Here is a 17,373-nt window from a genome sequence, read left to right on the forward strand (position 1 = left end):
AGTTGTTGATGGTGTCGCCCATGTTGACGATGGACTCATTAGTCTCGTTGAGCTGAGACATGTTCACTGCATCGCTGTCATCCACGCCGCGAGCAACGTTGGTGATCCTGGTGCCGCCAGTCTTGGTGGTGCTGTTGTAGGTGTCGCCACCCAGGGTGATGCTGTTGTAGTTGACGGTGCCGTCGGTATTGGTGTCGTACTTGACCGTGCCCTTGTCCAGGACGTCGATGTTGGTGTTGATGCCATCAATTGCCTGGTTGGTGGCAAACAGCTGCGAACCGTTAATGGCGTCGGTGCTGTCCGCGCTCAGGCGGCCAGCGGCAACGTTGGTGATGGTGCGCTCGCTGCCCTTGCTGCCCACGGAGACAGTGCTCGTCGGAGTCGCGCCGGCGAAGCTGTAGTCGGTACCGGCAATGGTGGTGCCGGCGGTGCCTACCGCGACATCGGTGGTGGAACCTGCACCCAGAGCCACGTCATTGGCGTTACTGGACACCGCGCCCATGCCAATAGCCACGGAATCCGCGCCGGTGGCCTTGGAGTCGGCGCCGGTGGAGTTGGCGTGGAAGTACTTGGTGCCGGTTTCGTAGATGTTGTTGACCGTATCGCCCATGTTGGTGATGGACTGGTTGGTCTCATACAGCTGCGAACCGTTCACTGCGTCGGTGCTTTCGGCGCTCACATCGCCAGCGGCTACGTTGGTGATGGTGGTCGAATCCCCACCCTTGTTCAGCGTGATGGAAGTGTGAGTGCTGTTGTCATACATGACAGCGTTCGCCACAGAGTCAGCCGAAACGGCTTTCAGCTGTGCGACGTTGACTGCATCGGTATCTTCCGCACCCGCCGACAGACCGGTAATGCGACGATCACCGATGTTGACTTCACCCGTGGCCTTGCCACCCACCAGGTAGGCGTCATTGTCCAGGGTCTTGCCATCCGCGACGGAATTGGCGCCCAGAGCAATGCTGCCGTCATGACTGGCAACCGCCCCCATACCGATAGCCACGGAGTCCGCGCCGGTGGCCTTGGAGTCGGTGCCGGTGGAGTTGGCGTGGAAGTACTTGGTGCCGGTTTCGTAGATGTTGTTGACCGTGTCACCCATGTTGGTGATGGACTGGTTGGTCTCGTACAGCTGCGAGCCGTTCACTGCATCGGTGCTGTCAGCACTCAGATCGCCAGCGGCTACGTTGGTGATCTTCTGCGCCTCGCCCGAACCATGGCTGGCGTCATACGCACCCAGGTCGGCATTCCACTGCAGAGCATCCTGCTGCAGAGCATCGATGTTGGTGGTGTTGCTGGTGATGTTGTCGCCCATGGTGACCATGTCACCCTGGATGGTGGTGACATCGCCTTCCACGTTGGTCACGCGGGTATCCAGACCATCGACCGCCTGGTTGGTAGCGAACAACTGCGAGCCATTCACGCCATCGGTGCTGGTCGCGCTCAGGCGGCCGGCAGCCATATTGGTGAGGGTACGTTCCTTGCCAGCCGAACCGATGCTCACGGTGCTGGTCGGGTTGGCGCCGGCAAAGTTGTAGCTGGTGCCGGCGATGGTGGCGGACTTGGTCGCTACCGCCGCTGCGGTAGTGGAGCCTGCGCCCAGCGCCACATCGTTGGCGTTGTTCGATACAGCGCCCATGCCGATAGCGACCGAATCTGCACCGGTAGCCTTGGAGTCAGTACCAGTGGAGTTGGCATGGAAGTACTTGGTGCCGGTTTCGTAGATGTTGTTGACCGTGTCACCCATGTTGGTGATGGACTGGTTGGTCTCGTACAGCTGCGAGCCGTTCACTGCATCGGTGCTGTCAGCACTCAGATCGCCAGCGGCTACGTTGGTGATCTTCTGCGCCTCGCCCGAACCATGGCTGGCGTCGTACGCACCCAGGTCGGCGTTCCACTGCAGAGCATCCTGCTGCAGAGCATCGATGTTGGTGGTGTTGCTGGTGATGTTGTCGCCCATGGTGACCATGTCACCCTGGATGGTGGTGACATCGCCTTCCACGTTGGTCACGCGGGTATCCAAACCATCAACCGCCTGGTTGGTAGCGAACAACTGCGAGCCATTCACGCCATCGGTGCTGGTCGCGCTCAGGCGGCCGGCAGCCATATTGGTGAGGGTACGTTCCTTGCCAGCCGAACCGATGCTCACGGTGCTGGTCGGGTTGGCGCCGGCAAAGTTGTAGCTGGTGCCGGCGATGGTGGCGGACTTGGTCGCTACCGCCGCTGCAGTAGTGGAGCCTGCGCCCAGCGCCACATCGTTGGCGTTGTTCGATACAGCGCCCATGCCGATAGCGACCGAATCTGCACCGGTAGCCTTGGAGTCAGTACCAGTGGAGTTGGCATGGAAGTACTTGGTGCCGGTTTCGTAGATGTTGTTGACCGTGTCACCCATGTTGGTGATGGACTGGTTGGTCTCGTACAGCTGCGAGCCGTTCACTGCATCGGTGCTGTCAGCACTCAGGTCGCCAGCGGCTACGTTGGTGATCTTCTGCGCCTCGCCCGAACCATGGCTGGCGTCATACGCACCCAGGTCGGCATTCCACTGCAGAGCATCCTGCTGCAGAGCATCGATGTTGGTGGTGTTGCTGGTGATGTTGTCGCCCATGGTGACCATGTCACCCTGGATGGTGGTGACATCGCCTTCCACGTTGGTCACGCGGGTATCCAGACCATCGACCGCCTGGTTGGTAGCGAACAACTGCGAGCCATTCACGCCATCGGTGCTGGTCGCGCTCAGGCGGCCGGCAGCCATATTGGTGAGGGTACGCTCCTTGCCAGCCGAACCGATGCTCACGGTGCTGGTCGGGTTGGCGCCGGCAAAGTTGTAGCTGGTGCCGGCGATGACCGCGGACTTGGTGGCGACTGCCGCAGCGGTAGTGGAACCTGCGCCCAGCGCCACATCGTTGGCGTTGCTGGAGACAGCGCCCATGCCGATAGCGACCGAATCTGCACCGGTGGCCTTGGAGTCAGTACCAGTGGAGTTGGCGTGGAAGTACTTGGTGCCGGTGTCGTAGATGTTGTTGACCGTGTCGCCCAGCGTGGTGACATCACCCTGAATGGTAGTGACATCGCCTTCCACGTTGGTCACGCGGGTATCCACGCCATTGATCGCCTGATTAGTGGCGAACAGCTGCGAACCGTTCACGCCGTCGGTGCTGGTCGTGCTCAGGCGGCCCGCGGCAACGTTGGTGAGGGTACGTTCCTTGCCAGCCGAACCGATGCTCACGGTGCTGGTCGGGTTGGCGCCTGCGAAGGTGTAGCTGGTGCCGGCGATGGTGGCGGACTTGGTCGCTACCGCCGCTGCGGTAGTGGAGCCTGCGCCCAGAGCAACATCGTTGGCGTTAGTCGATACAGCACCCATGCCAATAGCCACGGAATCCGCGCCGGTGGCCTTGGAGTCGGTACCGGTGGAGTTGGCGTGGAAATACTTGGTGCCCGTGGTGTAGACGTTGTTGACCGTGCTGTTCACGCTCTCCACCGCCTGATTGGTGGAATACAGCTGCGAGCCGTTCACCGCGTCGGTGCTGGTCGTGCTCAGGCGGCCGGCGGCAACGTTGGTAACGGTACGTTCGGCCCCCACGGCGCCGACCGATACGGTGCTGGCGGGCGTGGTCCCGGCGAAGGTGTAGCTGGTGCCGGCGATAGTGGCGGACGTGGTCGCTACCGCCACTGCAGTAGTGGAGCCTGCGCCCAGGGCCACGTCATTGGCATTGTTGGCCTTGGCCTGGGAGCCCAGAGCAACCGCCGCCGCACCAGAAGCACTCGCTGCGGAGCCTAGCGCGACGGCATTTGCGGCAGAAACGACGGAGGACTGACCTACTGCAACACCGTTCTGAGCCGCGGAAGCTGTGGCCCACGCGCCCAATACGGTTGAACCGGATGAGCCGGTAGCTTTTGCGTTGGAGCCAACGACTGTGGCCAGGTTCGAGGCCGTATCAACCATGGTTTGAACGCCGGAATTGCCGCCAATAGCAATAGAACTGTCACCATCGTTGACGATCTCGTTGCCCAACGAGACGCCATTGACATTGCTTGTAACGACGTTGAAGCCGATTGCGGTGGCATCCTGCCCGCCGACGGTGGCGGAGGGACCAACGGCAGTAGCGCCCCCTTGGCCTGATGCAGATTTGGTGATGTTCACCCTGGATGAATTGCCGTATGACACGTTCGTGACTGTAGACTGTCCAGCAGCAATTGTTCCGCCGTCCAGAGCTCCGGCAACGGCCACTCCTCCGGCCCCCAGCGAGCCCACCGCAGCAAATGCAGCCAGAATCGACCGAGAGGTCGAAGCCTTCTTCCTCCCTTTCGCCATTTCCGACGCCACGACCCACCGGCCGAGCGTCACATTCCATACCACTCGATAAATCTTGTTCACGAAAAACTCCTTGGCAGCTCGATGAGCCGTCAGTCATTGCCGGCCCATCGAGAGCCGATTCAAACCCGTTGGTTAACGGGATTCAGGGGTCAGCGCGGCCTGTGCCGGCACAGGCACAGGGGCCTGGCAGTGCGCTGCAAAACAGAGGGGGTTGCTGCCCGGGCGCGAGCTGCGCAGACAGCCGAATTCGCCGATCGCGAGCGAGGCAACCGGTAGTCCCGATAGAAGGGGTTCGAGGAGTGTTCGGCAGGGGTTTCGGCGTTGTCATGGCGGCTTTGGCACGTGTGCATTTCGATGTGCCAACGATAAGAATCTGCCGCCTGAGCAATAATCAGGACTCCCAGTTTTTGCCGTAGGGGAGTTCTGACAGTTCAGTAACTCAGCGGGATAAATCCGAGCTGTTCGCAAGCTTCCGTGGGGGTTTTGTCAGAGCGCCGAAAGTGGCAGGCAGATAAAATCAGCCCCCCTAGGCCAGTCGCCTTAACCCCCAATTAGCCAGTGACGCAAAGCAGCCAGGATTTCGGCTGCTCGAGACGCTGGCATGGCGCTTTCCACGCGGCACCCTGGCGGCACAATCTGGTCTGCGGGGTAGTCCTGGGAGGGAGTTCGATCAGTACCTGGGCAGCATGGAGAGAGGGTCAGGCACACTGGATCAGCCCGTGGCGTTTGCGCCGGAGACGGAACGCGTAACCTTGACTGCGGCGGCCAGCTCCATTGCAGACGTTGTCTCGGAATGAGCACTCGCCACCTCGCCAGGCGGCTGCAGGACCGCCGCGCCGGAGGCCTGGGGACATCGGTGGGAAGTGCTGAAAAAAAGGGCGGTCGCAATCGACCGCCCCTTTTGTTCAGGCCTGATGTTCGTTCTTGGCCTCCGCTTGGCGCACTAGGTGCCGGCGAAGTCGCTGCACCACTGGCCCCCAGTCCCCCAGCGTCTCCTGGCGAAGAATCCGCACCGAGTCGTACCAGAGGCTGCGCTGCGTGTCGCAGCGCCACAGATAGGACCCCACCTTGTCCACCAGCAACAAAGTGGGCACCCCCAGCGCACCCGCCAGATGAGCAGTGGAGGTGCAGGTACTGACCACTGCATCGACCGCCTTCAGCAGCTCGGCGGTATCGGCGAAGTCATTCAGCTCGGCACTGTGGTCGACGATGGGCAGCCCCTTGGCTACCAGTTCGCCCACCACTTGCGCAGCATCCGGATTCACCGAATGGAACAACACGCCATCCTGCTCCAGCAGCGTCATCAGGCTTGGCAGATCCAGCGAGCGGACATCATCGCGGACCTGCTGCGGATTGCCTCTCCAGGCCAGTGCGATATGCAAGCGTGGATCACGCTTGAGCTGCCGGCGCCATCGGCTTATGCCCTGCGGGGAAGCCTGCAGATAAGGCACCCCGCAGACATCCGCTTCGGTCACGCCAAAAGCCCCGCAGGCACTCATCAGCGGCAGGTGGTAGTCGGTTGGCCGAAGGTGATCGATATTCATCTCGACGTCGTAAGGCACGCAAGGCCGGAGCAGCTCTTCCAATGGACCGAAGATGCCGAATACCAGCTTGCCGCCCTGCTCCCTCACCCGCTGCGCAATGCGCGGCAGAAATCGGACCAGCAGGATGGCATCGCCATAACCCTGCTCAAGCCAGATGCCCAACGTCTTGCCGGCCAGAGGCTCGCCATGCCAGCGCGGAACGCCGAGCTGGTTCTCTCGAATGTCCAACTGCTGCCCCAGCTGCTGGATGACCGCGAATCGCGCATCCATATTCCCCCACCCCGTGTCCCACTGCCCCAGGCGCAGCTCCAGCTCCGCCAGGAGCAGGCGCAGGCGCATATCGGTTGGCAGGCGAGACAAATATTCGCGAGTAGTCGCCAGTGCTTCCTGATACCGCCCCGTATCGACCAGCGCGAGAATCAGGTTGTTCGGCGCATGGAAATGCCCCGGGTCGCAGATCAGGGCCTGACGCGCAGCCTCGACGGAAGCTTCCGACTGGTGCAGACGGCGCAAGGCGATACTCAGGTTCGAATACGCATCAGCGCAGTCAGGCTGCCATTCCAGCATCTGCCGGCAGGTTCGTTCGGCATCGCTCCAGCGCCGAACCGCAAGATAAGCGGCCGACAGACAGACAGCGAACTCGGCTCGCGAGCCCGGGGCCAACTCCCAGGCTCGCTCCAGCGCCTGATAGGCCGCAGGAGCATTCATGTTCTCCATCAGTTGGCTGAGCCCGAGGTGGAACCAGCCTTCTGCGCTCCGCGGAAAGCGTTCTGTCGCGCGGCGCGACAACACCGTCGCCACCGAGAGCAGATGGACATCCCCCACCACCTGGCCGAGGACAGCCAGGGCTTCATCAGCCGGCAACTCTTCAAATGCACCCAGGATCTGCTCGAGCAGGCGCCAGGGCCTGCGGCAATCGATTCCTTGCTCACGCAACTGGTGGACCTGCTTGACCGCTTCGGCAAGGTTATTCAAGGCCGGTAAATCCATTCTTGCCGCCATACTGGTTTTCCTCTGTACTTTATTACTGCTTGGACGCACCCATGAGCTCTGCTACTTCCGGCTGGAAGTAGGCCGCTTTCAGTCGATAGTCCTGGCCCAGCAGTTGACCCTTGCCATACCAGAGCACGCCGTTCTGGGTCAGCGTCAGGCCCCGGCCCGCCGAGAAATCGTAATGAAGACCAATGTTGGTGCTGAACTCCAGTCGGTTATCACCCAGGCCGATCAGTTGGTAGCTGGTATTAACCGGCGGCAGCTTGGCCGGAACGCGAGCGAGGTAGGTAGGCGCCAGGCGGCCGAACAGCACACGGGCACGCTCACTGTACTCAGCCACGCTCAAACCGGGCTTGCGTTGCAGGTCCTGGGCGATAAGTGCAAAGACATCGGCGTTTGCCCGTGCCTGGGCAATCTTTATCGGCAGAACCCTGGTCAGCCCGTCGTTGTCGAGTTGCTGTGCCACCGGGGCATTGTCTGCGGCTTTTTCCGCGGTGGCGGGCGCAGCCTTGAGGAAGTCCTTCGGGTTGGCTGCCATCAGCACATCGGTGGCCTGGTAAGCCGCGCAGGCGGAGGCCTGAGCGGCGCGATCACCGTTGACCAGCAGAGCTGTAGCATCCTGGCTCTGGCGCGGTAGGCGGGCACTGTCGATGCCCATGCTCGCCAGAGCTGCATTGACCTGAACCTGGTTCAGCTGTCCGCGCGCCATGCCGCAGATCTGCGACATGAACTGCTGGGTGCGCTTACCCTGGAAAGTCGGCGACAAGGACATCACCGCATCCTCGATGACCGGCAGTGCAGGTAGGCTGACCCAGCCAGCGGGAGTAGCGGACTTGGCCTGCGGTGACAGAGAGGGCAGATCGCAGCCGGCAAGGCCGGCTGAAATGAGCAATGCGACGGACAGGATTTTCAGCTTCATGGTTGCACCTGGAGGAATGGGTTGCATGGGGTGCCGAGGTAAAACACTCAGCCATTAGGTGCGCCATGCTAGATATCCATTGCGCATTGCACGCTCATCGAACCCTGAGAGAAATGTAGGAATATTCTCATTAGATTTTTCCAGCATTCGCAGGGCGCCGAACGGCCATGAACTAGACTTTCCCTGAGCAGCTGCGGCTCCCTCCCCTACCAATGTAGGAACTTGTTACGTTCCATCGCTTGCCTGAGGCGTCCGCTCTGCTATGTTCCCGCCAGTGACGCCGGGCCCCTCTGACGGTTGCCAACCGCCATGTCGGAGTCACTTTTCGACAACGACACTAAGGGAGGGGCCACATGACAGCTCTGCACGCCTTTTTGACCGAACCATTCCTCGGAACCGCCACCTGGTTCTGGCTGGCCTTCCTGGCCATCGTGATTCTTCTGCTGGTACTCGACCTGGGCGTTCTGCAACGCGATCACCACGAGATCGGCGTACGCGAGAGTCTGATGCTCTCCGCCGGCTACTTCGCCTGCGGCCTGGCCTTCGGTGGCTGGGTCTGGTACGAGTTCGGCGCCACCAGCGCGGTGGAGTACTACACCGGTTTCCTCGTCGAACAGTCACTGTCCATGGACAACGTGTTCGTCATGGCGATGATCTTCGGCTTCTTCGGCATCCCCCGCCGCTACCAGCACCAGGTGCTGTTCTGGGGCATCCTCGGGGCCATCGTCATGCGTGCGCTGATGATCGGCCTGGGTGCCGCGCTGGTGAAGGAATTCGAGTGGATCATGTACGTGTTCGGCGCCTTCCTGCTGTTCAGCGGCGTGAAGATGCTGTTCAGCAAGCATGAAAGCGAACCCGACCTGGCCAACAACCCGGTACTGAAGTTCCTGCGCAAGCGCATCCGCATGACCGACACCCTTCACGAGCACCACTTCTTCGTGAAGATGCCGGATGCCTCGGGCAAGCTGGTGCGCTACGCCACCCCGCTGTTCCTGGCGCTGATCCTGATCGAGCTGGCCGACCTGGTGTTCGCCGTGGACAGCGTGCCGGCGATCTTCGCCATCACCCAGGACCCGTTCATCGTCTACACCTCGAACATCTTCGCCATCCTCGGCCTGCGCGCCCTGTACTTCTCGCTGGCGGCGATGATCCACCGCTTCGTCTACCTGAAGTACGCCCTGGCGCTGGTGCTGGTGTTCATCGGTACGAAGATTTTCCTCCACGGATTCATCGGCAAGGTTCCCGCAGCCCTGTCCCTTGGCGTAACCTTCGGCCTTTTGGCGGGTGGCATACTGCTATCCTTGCTCAAGACCCGCCGGACCAGCGAGGAACCGCTGGAAATCGTCAGCCAGGAGAGGATCCATGCAAGCGCTGGAGGTGAGGATCGAAGCCGTTGAGTTTCGCGGCCGGGCCTATTGGCAGGTCCGCCTCGGTCGTCGCGCGCTGCGTTTCCCCCATGAAGCCGCCGCGCGCGCCTTCGCCGCCCAGTTGCACACGCGGCGGGAATGGCTGATCGAGCAGCGGGCGACGAGCGACGGGCCGGAGCCCTCTGCCCCGTGATGAAAAGAACAAGGCCAGCGCAAGCTGGCCTTGTTCGTTGTGCGGAGCGAAGAACATCCCGTAGGGCGGATAACGCCGTAGGCGTTATCCGCCCTACCCTTGGCCCGAGCGTAGGAGAAGACTGCGCCCTCGATAGGTCTGCCTCGTGACGAATGCCATCGCGGACGCAGTCCGCTCCTACGAAAAGCGCCAATGCAAAAGGCCCGCATCAGCGGGCCTTTTTCATGGCTGCCTGGGATCAGCGGCTGCTGCGCAGCGCGTCACGTGGCACGTACTTGCCGATCTCGTATTTGCCGATGGCAGCGCGGTGCACTTCGTCCGGGCCGTCGGCCAGGCGCAGGGTACGCTGCATGGCATAGAAGTACGCCAGCGGGGTGTCGTTGGAAACACCGGCACCGCCATGCATCTGGATGGCGCGGTCGATCACCTGCAGGGCGACGTTGGGCGCCACGACCTTGATCTGGGCGATCTCGCTCTGGGCGATCTTGTTGCCAGCGGTGTCCATCATGTACGCGGCATGCAGGGTCAGCAGGCGGGCCTGGTTGATCTCGATGCGCGAGTTGGCGATGACGTCGATGTTGCCACCCAGGCGCGCCAGCGGCTTGCCGAAGGCGGTACGGCTGACGGAGCGCTTGCACATCAGTTCCAGCGCGCGCTCGGCCATGCCGATGGAACGCATGCAGTGGTGGATGCGGCCTGGGCCGAGGCGCCCCTGGGCGATCTCGAAGCCGCGGCCTTCGCCGAGCAGGACGTTCTCGTAAGGTACGCGCACGTTCTCGAAGAGCACTTCGGCGTGGCCGTGCGGAGCGTCGTCGTAGCCGAACACCGGCAGCGGACGGAGGATCTTCACGCCGGGGGTGTCGGTGGGCACCAGGATCATCGAGTGCTGCTGGTGACGCGGCGCGTCCGGGTTGGTCAGGCCCATGAAGATCATGATCTTGCAGCGCGGGTCGCAGGCGCCGGAGGTCCACCACTTGCGGCCGTTGATGACCCACTCGTCACCGTCGCGTACCGCGTTGGCTTCCATGTTGGTGGCGTCGGAAGAAGCCACGCCCGGCTCGGTCATGGCAAAGGCGGAGCGGATCTCGCCGCGCAGCAGCGGCTCCAGCCAAGTGCGCTTGTGTTCTTCGGTGCCGTAACGCACCAGCACTTCCATGTTGCCGGTGTCCGGCGCGGAGCAGTTGAAGGGCTCGGAGCCCATCAGCGAGCGACCCATGATTTCCGCCAGCGGCGCGTATTCCATGTTGGTCAGGCCGGCACCCAGCTCGGACTCGGGCAGGAACAGGTTCCACAGGCCTTCGGCCCGGGCCTTGGCCTTGAGCTCTTCCATGATGGCCGTGGGCTGCCAGCGGTCGCCTTGCGCCACTTGCTCCTCGAACACCTTCTCGGCGGGATAGACATAGGCATCCATGAACGCGGTAACGCGTTCACGCAGGTCCTGAACCTTGGCGGAATAAGCGAAATCCATGGGGGCTAACCTTCTGGCGGCGGTTGTTTGTGTGGTGATGATGCTAGAACAGCCCAAGGCATTTACCCAGCCTATTATCCGAATCAATGAACATTCATAACCCGTATGGACCTGAGCGTTCGTTCGGGTATGATCGGCCGCAGAACAACTACAAGCGGAGCCCTGGAATGAACCTCAGCAAGGTCGATCTGAACCTGTTCATCGTCTTCGACGCGATCTACACGGAAGCCAACCTGACCCGCGCCGGACAGATAGTCGGCATTACCCAGCCGGCCGTGTCCAACGCCCTCGCCCGCCTGCGTGAAACCTTCAACGACCCGCTGTTCGTGCGGACCGCGCAGGGCATGGTGCCCACGCCGATGGCGCAGAACATCATCGGGCCGGTGCGCAACGCGCTGCAGTTGCTGCGCGTATCGGTGCAGGAGAGCCGTACCTTCACGCCGACCCAGGCGAGCAAGACCTACCGCATCAGCATGACCGACCTCACCGAGGCCATCGTCCTGCCGCCGCTGTTCCAGCGTCTGCGTCGCCTGGCGCCGAACGTGCACATCGAGAGCTTCCTCTCCAAGCGCCGCGAGACCACCAAGGAACTGGCCGCCGGCCGCCTGGACTTCGCCGTGGACGCGCCGCTGAACACCGACCCGCAGGTGCGCCACGTCAAGCTGATGGAAGACCGCTACGTCTGCGCCATGCGCCAGGGCCACCCACTGGCCAAGGACAAGCTGAGCCTGGACGAGTATCTGTCGGTGGCGCACATCCAGATTTCCAGCCGCCGCAGCGGCCTGGGCTATGTGGACCTGTCGCTGGGCAAGATGGGCCTGCAGCGCAAGATCGCCCTGCGCTCGCAGCACTACCTGATGGCCTCGACCGTGGTGCAGCAGACCGACATGGTGGTCACCGTCCCCGAGCGCTTCGCCCGCCACCACGGCCTGCATTTCGTCGACCTGCCGGTGAACGACGTGCCCAAGCTGGAAACCCACCTGTACTGGCACGAAAGCACCGACCAGGACCCGGCCAACCGCTGGATGCGCGAGCAGATCATCGAGCTGTGCCAGCAGGTGACGGCGCGAGAAGCGCGCGAGGCGGCAGAGCGCGCCTGATGCTTCGGGCGATACCCATCGATGGGTATCGCTTCGCTCCACGCCATCCTACGCTGGTGTGCCGGAGCTCGCTCCTACAGAAAAACAAGCCACCTGCAGACCCCGCCCTGCCGAAGTGCCTGTCCAACGAACAGGCCGGGGTCTGCCGGCGAACCCTTCAAAGACTCCGCGCGATCACCAGCCGCTGCACATCGCTGGTGCCTTCGTAGATCTGGCACACGCGCACATCGCGGTAGATGCGTTCCACCGGGTAGTCCTGCAGATAGCCATAGCCGCCGAGGGTCTGGATCGCTGCGGAACACACGCGCTCGGCCATTTCCGAGGCGAACAGCTTGGCCATGGAGGCTTCGGTCAGACACGGCAGGCCGGCTTCGCGCAGGCTGGCGGCGTGGTGGACCATCTGCCGGGCCACGGCTATTTCGGTAGCCATGTCGCTGAGGCGGAAAGCCACGGCCTGGTGCTGGATGATCGGCTTGCCGAAGGTCTCGCGCTCGTGGGCGTAGTCGCGGGCGTATTCGAAGGCTGCGCGGGCCATGCCGACTGCCTGCGAGGCGATGCCGATGCGCCCGCCCTCCAGGTTCGCCAGGGCGATGGCGTAGCCCTGCCCCTCCTCACCCAACCGATAGCTGGCCGGGATGCGCACGTCGTCGAAGGCGATCTGGCAGGTATCGGAGGCGTGCTGGCCGAGCTTGTCCTCAACGCGCACCACGCGGTAGCCGGGTGTGTCGGTGGGCACGATGAAGGCGCTGATGCCCTTCTTGCCCGCCGCCGCATCGGTCACCGCGAAGACGATCACGAGACCCGCGTGCTTGCCGGAAGTGATGAACTGCTTGCTGCCGTTCAGCACGTAGTGGTCGCCGTCGCGACGCGCACGGGTCTTCAGGAAGCTGGCGTCGGAGCCGGCCTGCGGCTCGGTCAGCGCAAAGGCGCCGATCATCTCGCCCCGTGCCAGCGGCACGAGGAACTGGCGCTTCTGCTCGTCATTGCCGAACTTGGCGATGGGCATGCAGCCCACCGAGTTGTGCACGCTCATGATGGTCGAGCAGGCGCCGTCGCCGGCGGCGATTTCCTCCAGGGCCATGGCATAGGCCAGGTGGCCGGTCTGCGCGCCGCCCCATTGCTCTGCCACCAGCATGCCGAGGAAGCCGAGGTCGGCCATTTCCTTGATGGCTTCGGCCGGGAAGCGGTGCTCGCGGTCCCAGTCGGCGGCGAAGGGTTTCAGCCGCTCCTGGGCGAATTGGCGGGCAACGTCGCGGATCTGGATATCTTCTTCGCTGGGAATCATCACTCGCTCCTTAGGCCAGACGCTCGACCGCGATGGCCGTGGCTTCGCCGCCACCGATGCACACCGAGGCCACGCCACGCTTGAGGTCGTACTGCTTGAGCGCCGACAACAGGGTCACGATCACCCGCGCGCCAGAGGCGCCTATGGGGTGGCCGAGGGCGCAGGCGCCGCCATGGACGTTGAGCTTGTCGTGGGGAATGTCCAGGTCGCGCATGGCGGCCATGGCGACCACGGCGAAGGCCTCGTTGACCTCGAACAGGTCAACGTCGCCCAGCGCCCAGCCGGTGCGCTGCATCAGGCGCTCGACCGCGCCCACGGGGGCGGTCGGGAACAGGTTCGGCGCGTCGGCGTAGGACGAATGCCCACGGATTGCCGCCAGCGGCGTCAGGCCACGCTTCTCGGCTTCGGACAGGCGCATCAGCACCAGCGCGGCGGCACCGTCGGAGATGGAACTGGCATTGGCCGCCGTCACGGTGCCGCCGTCGCGGAACGCCGGTTTCAGGGTCGGGATCTTGTCCAGCCTGGCCTTCGGCGGCTGCTCGTCTTCGCTGATGGCGCGCAGTTCCTTGCCGGCCTTCACAGTGACCGCGACGATCTCGTCCTTGAAGCGGCCTTCGCTCATGGCCTTCTGGGCGCGGGTCAGCGAGGTGATGGCGTAGTCGTCCTGCTGCTCGCGGGTGAAGCCGTACTTCTCGGCGCAATCCTCGGCGAAGGTGCCCATCAGGCGGCCCTTGTCGTAGGCATCCTCGAGGCCGTCGAAGAACATGTGGTCGAGCACCCGGCCGTGGCCCATGCGGTAGCCACTGCGGGCGCGATCCAGCAGGAACGGCGCGTTGGACATGCTCTCCATGCCGCCGGCCAGGGCGACGCGGGCGCTGCCGGCGAGGATGGCGTCGTGGGCCATCATCGCGGCCTTCATGCCCGAGCCACACATCTTGTTCACCGTGGAGCACGGCGTGCCGCGAGCAAGCCCCGCGCCCAGCACGGCCTGGCGCGCCGGCGCCTGGCCCTGCCCGGCGGCGAGCACGCAGCCGAGCACGGCTTCGTCCACTTCTTCGGCGCCCAGGCGGGCGCGTTCGACGGCCGCGCGGATCGCTGCCGCGCCGAGGGTGGCGGCGGTGACGTCCTTGAAGTCGCCGAGGAAGCCGCCCATGGGGGTACGGGTGGCGCTGACGATGACGATGGGATCGTTCATGACTCTGACCTCCTGCTTACTTCGCGGCCATGCGGATGGCGCCGTCGAGGCGGATGACTTCGCCGTTGAGCATGCTGTTCTCGATGATGTGGCGGGCCAGCGCGGCGTACTCGTCCGGACGACCGAGACGCGGCGGGAACGGCACGCTGGCGCCGAGGGAGTCGCGCACTTCCTGGGGCATGGCGGCCATCATCGGCGTCTCGAAGATGCCGGGGGCGATGGTCATCACGCGGATGCCCGAGCGCGCCAGTTCGCGGGCGATCGGCAGGGTCATGCCGACCACCGCGCTCTTGGACGCGGAGTACGCGGCCTGGCCTATCTGCCCGTCGAAGGCGGCCACCGAGGCGGTGTTGATGATGATGCCGCGTTCGCCACCAGCGTCCGGCTCGTTGCCGGCCATGGCTTCGGCAGCCAGGCGCAGCATGTTGAAGGTGCCGATCAGGTTGATGTTGATGGTGCGGGTGAAGCTTTCCAGTCCGTGCACGCCGTTGCGGCCGATGACCTTTTCCGCCGGGGCTACGCCTGCGCAGTTGGCCAGGCCGTGCAGCGCGCCGAAGGCGTCCAGCGCGAGTTGAACAGCGGCTTTGGCGTCCGCTTCGCTGCACACGTCGGTACGGATGAAGCGTGCATTCGCCTCGCCCAGCTCGGCGGCCTGGGCCGCGCCGGCTTCGGTGTTGACGTCGGCCAGCACCACCTTGGCGCCAGCGCTCACCAGCAGCTTCGCGGTGGCCGCGCCGAGGCCGGAACCGCCGCCGGTGATGAGGAATACCTTGTTCTGGATCTGCATGTAGTCTCTCCGCTGTACTTAGTGAGCCGCCGCTTTCTCGGCCGCTTCGCGTTGCTTGGCAATCTCCTGGTTGCGCAGGAGGAAGCGCTGGATCTTGCCGCTGGGGGTCTTGGGCAGTTCATCGACGAACTCCACTTCCCGCGGGTAGCTGTGCGCCGACAGTCGCTTGCGCACGTACTGTTGTAGTTCCTCGGCCAGTTCCGTGCCCGGCCGGTAGGACGAACAGAGCACCACGAAGGCCTTGACCAGTTCAGTGCGCTCCGGGTCCGGCTTGCCGATCACCGCCGCCTCGATCACCGCCGGGTGCTCGATCAGCGCGCTCTCCACGTCGAACGGGCCGACGCGGTAGCCGGAGGTGGTGATCAGGTCGTCGGCGCGGCCGACGAAGCTGATACTGCCGTCGGCGTTCAGCTCCACGGTGTCGCCGCTCAGGTAGTAGTCGCCGACGAAGGATTTGGTCTCCATGCCCTGGTAGCCGGCGAACCACATCAGCGGCGACTGGCGGCGGTCCATGGCCAGCACGCCGGGCTGGCCGGCGGGCAGTTCGTTGCCCTGCTCGTCCAGCACCACCACACGGTGGCCGGGGATGGAGAAGCCGGCAGCGCCCAGGTGCACCGGGTGCTGCAGTTCGTGGTGATTGGCCAGCACCATGCCCAGCTCGGTCTGGCCGTAGTGGTCATGGATGGTCACGCCCAGCTCGCTGGCGAACCAGCGGATCACTTCCGGAGTCAGCGGCTCGCCTGCGCTGCTCACTGCGCGCAGGCGACCCTTGAGCGGTTTGGACACGGCCTCGCCAGCGGCGATCAGCAGGCGGTACGCGGTGGGCGAACCGGCCAGGTTGGTGATGCCGTACTTGCGCACGATGCGGCAGGTGCTTTCCACCGTGAACGCGCCTTCGTAGAAGGTGATCGGGTGCCCCATGGCCAGCGGCCCGGTGACCCCGTAGTAGAGGCCGTAGGCCCAGCCCGGATCGGCGAGGTTCCAGAACGAGTCCTCCTCGCGCAGCCCCACCGCATCGCGCATGTAGCCGACGAAGGCGACGATGGCCTTGAGCGGCACGGCCAGCGGCTTGGCCAGCCCGGTGGTGCCGGAGGTGAACATCAGCAGGAAGGTGTCTTCGCCGCTGCGCAGCACTGGCTCGAACTCCGGCGAATGGCGCTCCAGTTCGGCCCAGAAGCTGTAGTCGCCATGGCGGATGCCCTGCCCCTTCGGACCGCCAACCGTCACCAGCAGAGGCGCGTCGGGCACCTCGTCGAGCTTGCCGCGGTTGGCGCCGTCGGTGACCACCACCTTGCTGCCGGCGAGCTTGACCCGGTGCTCGATGGCCTTGGGGCCGAAGGCGGTGAACAGCGGCTGGTAGACCGCGCCCAGGCGCCAGGTGCCGAGCACGGCGATCAGCAGCTCCGGGGTGCGCGGCAGCATGCCCGACACCACGTCACCGGGGCGCACGCCGAGGCCGTGCAGGAAGCTGGCGAAGCGGCCGGAAAGCTCCTTGAGCTGGGTGAAGGTGTAGGAAGCGCTGTCGCCGTCCTTGCCCTCCCAGAACAGCGCGACGCGGCCAGGGAGGGCGTGGCGGTCGCAGCATTCGACACAGGCATTGAGGGCATCGAGGTTGCCGGCCAGGACGGCGTCGGCGGTGGCGCGGTAGTCGAACTCGGCCGTGGCGGAGGTATGGGAACGCATCGCAGAACTCCTGGGTTTGTTCTTGTCTGGAGTCCCCTGATGTTCCCGCCGCGCCGGCGCGCGGGCAATGTCGAAAGCCGCCAATCTGGATGAGCGGATTGGACAGCCATGGGTGAGGTTCTACGGTTGGGTAGGCGTCGCGCTTGATGGGTTGGGTACCGTGCGGTTCGCGGGCACGGCCCGCTCCTACAGGGATGTTTCGGCGCTTGGGCGGGCCCTCACCCTAGCCCTCTCCCAGAGGGAGAGGGGACCGTTCGGAGCGCGATGAGGGATCAGAGCTCGCTGGTTATCAGCGGTGCAGGAAGAGCGACAAACTCGCCGAGTGCAGCAGACTGCCCCCTCTCCCTCCGGGAGAGGGTTGGGGTGAGGGGAAAGCCCGAGCACCGAAGGTCGGCATCAAACGCGGAACTGATCCATCAACCCCTGCTGGTGGTTCGCCAGCTTGTTCAGTGACTGGCTGACCTGCGCCGATTCCTGCGCCTGGCTGGACAGCGATTCGGTGACGTCGCGGATGCCGGCCACATTGC

12 protein-coding genes and 1 pseudogene are annotated in these 17,373 nt (G+C 63.9%); 3 read left to right on the forward strand and 10 right to left on the reverse strand.

All coding sequences use genetic code 11. From position 1 onward, the window contains the following. The 4 genes and pseudogenes from IB256_RS30235 to IB256_RS30245 all read right to left on the reverse strand — a co-directional run. A partial coding sequence (locus tag IB256_RS30235; RefSeq protein WP_318653577.1) for a hypothetical protein occupies window positions 1–3,697 on the reverse strand: 3,697 nt, incomplete at its 3' end. Between the two features lie 15 nt (window positions 3,698–3,712). Beyond that, window positions 3,713–4,372 (reverse strand): annotated as a pseudogene (locus IB256_RS31070) (ESPR-type extended signal peptide-containing protein); the annotation flags it as partial. An 845-nt stretch (window positions 4,373–5,217) separates the two neighbouring features. Next, complete coding sequence (locus IB256_RS30240) at window positions 5,218–6,831, reverse strand: tetratricopeptide repeat protein (protein WP_192404987.1); 1,614 nt, start codon at window positions 6,829–6,831, stop codon at window positions 5,218–5,220. Window positions 6,832–6,880: 49 nt separating this feature from the next. Beyond that, complete coding sequence (locus IB256_RS30245; RefSeq protein ID WP_192404988.1) at window positions 6,881–7,768, reverse strand: hypothetical protein; 888 nt, start codon at window positions 7,766–7,768, stop codon at window positions 6,881–6,883. Between the two features lie 353 nt (window positions 7,769–8,121). Between IB256_RS30245 and IB256_RS30250 the strand changes: the two genes are divergently transcribed. Both IB256_RS30250 and IB256_RS30255 read left to right on the forward strand, forming a co-directional pair. Beyond that, window positions 8,122–9,165: a TerC family protein gene (locus IB256_RS30250; protein ID WP_192295094.1), complete on the forward strand. Its 1,044-nt coding sequence runs from the start codon at window positions 8,122–8,124 to the stop codon at window positions 9,163–9,165. Next, window positions 9,131–9,328, forward strand: coding sequence for a hypothetical protein (locus IB256_RS30255; protein ID WP_192295093.1), 198 nt, complete (start codon window positions 9,131–9,133; stop codon window positions 9,326–9,328). Before IB256_RS30250 ends, IB256_RS30255 begins: the two co-directional genes overlap by 35 nt. Before the next feature lie 238 nt (window positions 9,329–9,566). Here IB256_RS30255 and IB256_RS30260 read toward each other — a convergent pair whose 3' ends face one another. Further along, on the reverse strand, window positions 9,567–10,796 hold the full coding sequence (locus tag IB256_RS30260; protein ID WP_192295092.1) for an acyl-CoA dehydrogenase: 1,230 nt from the start codon (window positions 10,794–10,796) through the stop codon (window positions 9,567–9,569). Window positions 10,797–10,963: 167 nt separating this feature from the next. Between IB256_RS30260 and IB256_RS30265 the strand changes: the two genes are divergently transcribed. Next, a complete protein-coding gene (locus IB256_RS30265) occupies window positions 10,964–11,896 on the forward strand; it encodes a LysR family transcriptional regulator (RefSeq protein WP_081516660.1) in 933 nt (310 codons plus the stop codon). Window positions 11,897–12,053: 157 nt separating this feature from the next. Here IB256_RS30265 and IB256_RS30270 read toward each other — a convergent pair whose 3' ends face one another. The 5 genes from IB256_RS30270 to IB256_RS30750 all read right to left on the reverse strand — a co-directional run. Further along, window positions 12,054–13,181, reverse strand: a complete 1,128-nt coding sequence (locus tag IB256_RS30270; protein ID WP_192295091.1) for an acyl-CoA dehydrogenase family protein — start codon at window positions 13,179–13,181, stop codon at window positions 12,054–12,056. 10 nt (window positions 13,182–13,191) lie between these two features. After that, window positions 13,192–14,376, reverse strand: coding sequence for an acetyl-CoA C-acyltransferase (locus IB256_RS30275; protein ID WP_192295090.1), 1,185 nt, complete (start codon window positions 14,374–14,376; stop codon window positions 13,192–13,194). Window positions 14,377–14,392: 16 nt separating this feature from the next. Then, window positions 14,393–15,163, reverse strand: a complete 771-nt coding sequence (locus tag IB256_RS30280; protein ID WP_192295089.1) for a 3-hydroxyacyl-CoA dehydrogenase — start codon at window positions 15,161–15,163, stop codon at window positions 14,393–14,395. An 18-nt stretch (window positions 15,164–15,181) separates the two neighbouring features. After that, window positions 15,182–16,846: an acyl-CoA synthetase gene (locus IB256_RS30285; RefSeq protein ID WP_192295088.1), complete on the reverse strand. Its 1,665-nt coding sequence runs from the start codon at window positions 16,844–16,846 to the stop codon at window positions 15,182–15,184. 396 nt (window positions 16,847–17,242) lie between these two features. Then, a partial coding sequence (locus tag IB256_RS30750) for a hypothetical protein (protein WP_225602034.1) occupies window positions 17,243–17,373 on the reverse strand: 131 nt, incomplete at its 5' end.

Origin of the sequence: Pseudomonas sp. PDM17, from assembly GCF_014851985.1 — a bacterium.
Taxonomy (GTDB): domain Bacteria; phylum Pseudomonadota; class Gammaproteobacteria; order Pseudomonadales; family Pseudomonadaceae; genus Pseudomonas.

Excerpts from the sequence above, each read along its gene's own strand:
- IB256_RS30265 (WP_081516660.1), top strand. The coding sequence starts at position 10,964 with ATGAACCTCAGCAAGGTCGATCTGAACCTGTTCATCGTCTTCGACGCG.
- IB256_RS30255 (WP_192295093.1), top strand. The coding sequence starts at position 9,131 with ATGCAAGCGCTGGAGGTGAGGATCGAAGCCGTTGAGTTTCGCGGCCGG.
- IB256_RS30245 (WP_192404988.1), bottom strand. The coding sequence starts at position 7,768 with ATGAAGCTGAAAATCCTGTCCGTCGCATTGCTCATTTCAGCCGGCCTT.
- IB256_RS30285 (WP_192295088.1), bottom strand. The coding sequence starts at position 16,846 with ATGCGTTCCCATACCTCCGCCACGGCCGAGTTCGACTACCGCGCCACC.
- IB256_RS30260 (WP_192295092.1), bottom strand. The coding sequence starts at position 10,796 with ATGGATTTCGCTTATTCCGCCAAGGTTCAGGACCTGCGTGAACGCGTT.
- IB256_RS30270 (WP_192295091.1), bottom strand. The coding sequence starts at position 13,181 with ATGATTCCCAGCGAAGAAGATATCCAGATCCGCGACGTTGCCCGCCAA.
- IB256_RS30280 (WP_192295089.1), bottom strand. The coding sequence starts at position 15,163 with ATGCAGATCCAGAACAAGGTATTCCTCATCACCGGCGGCGGTTCCGGC.
- IB256_RS30275 (WP_192295090.1), bottom strand. The coding sequence starts at position 14,376 with ATGAACGATCCCATCGTCATCGTCAGCGCCACCCGTACCCCCATGGGC.
- IB256_RS30250 (WP_192295094.1), top strand. The coding sequence starts at position 8,122 with ATGACAGCTCTGCACGCCTTTTTGACCGAACCATTCCTCGGAACCGCC.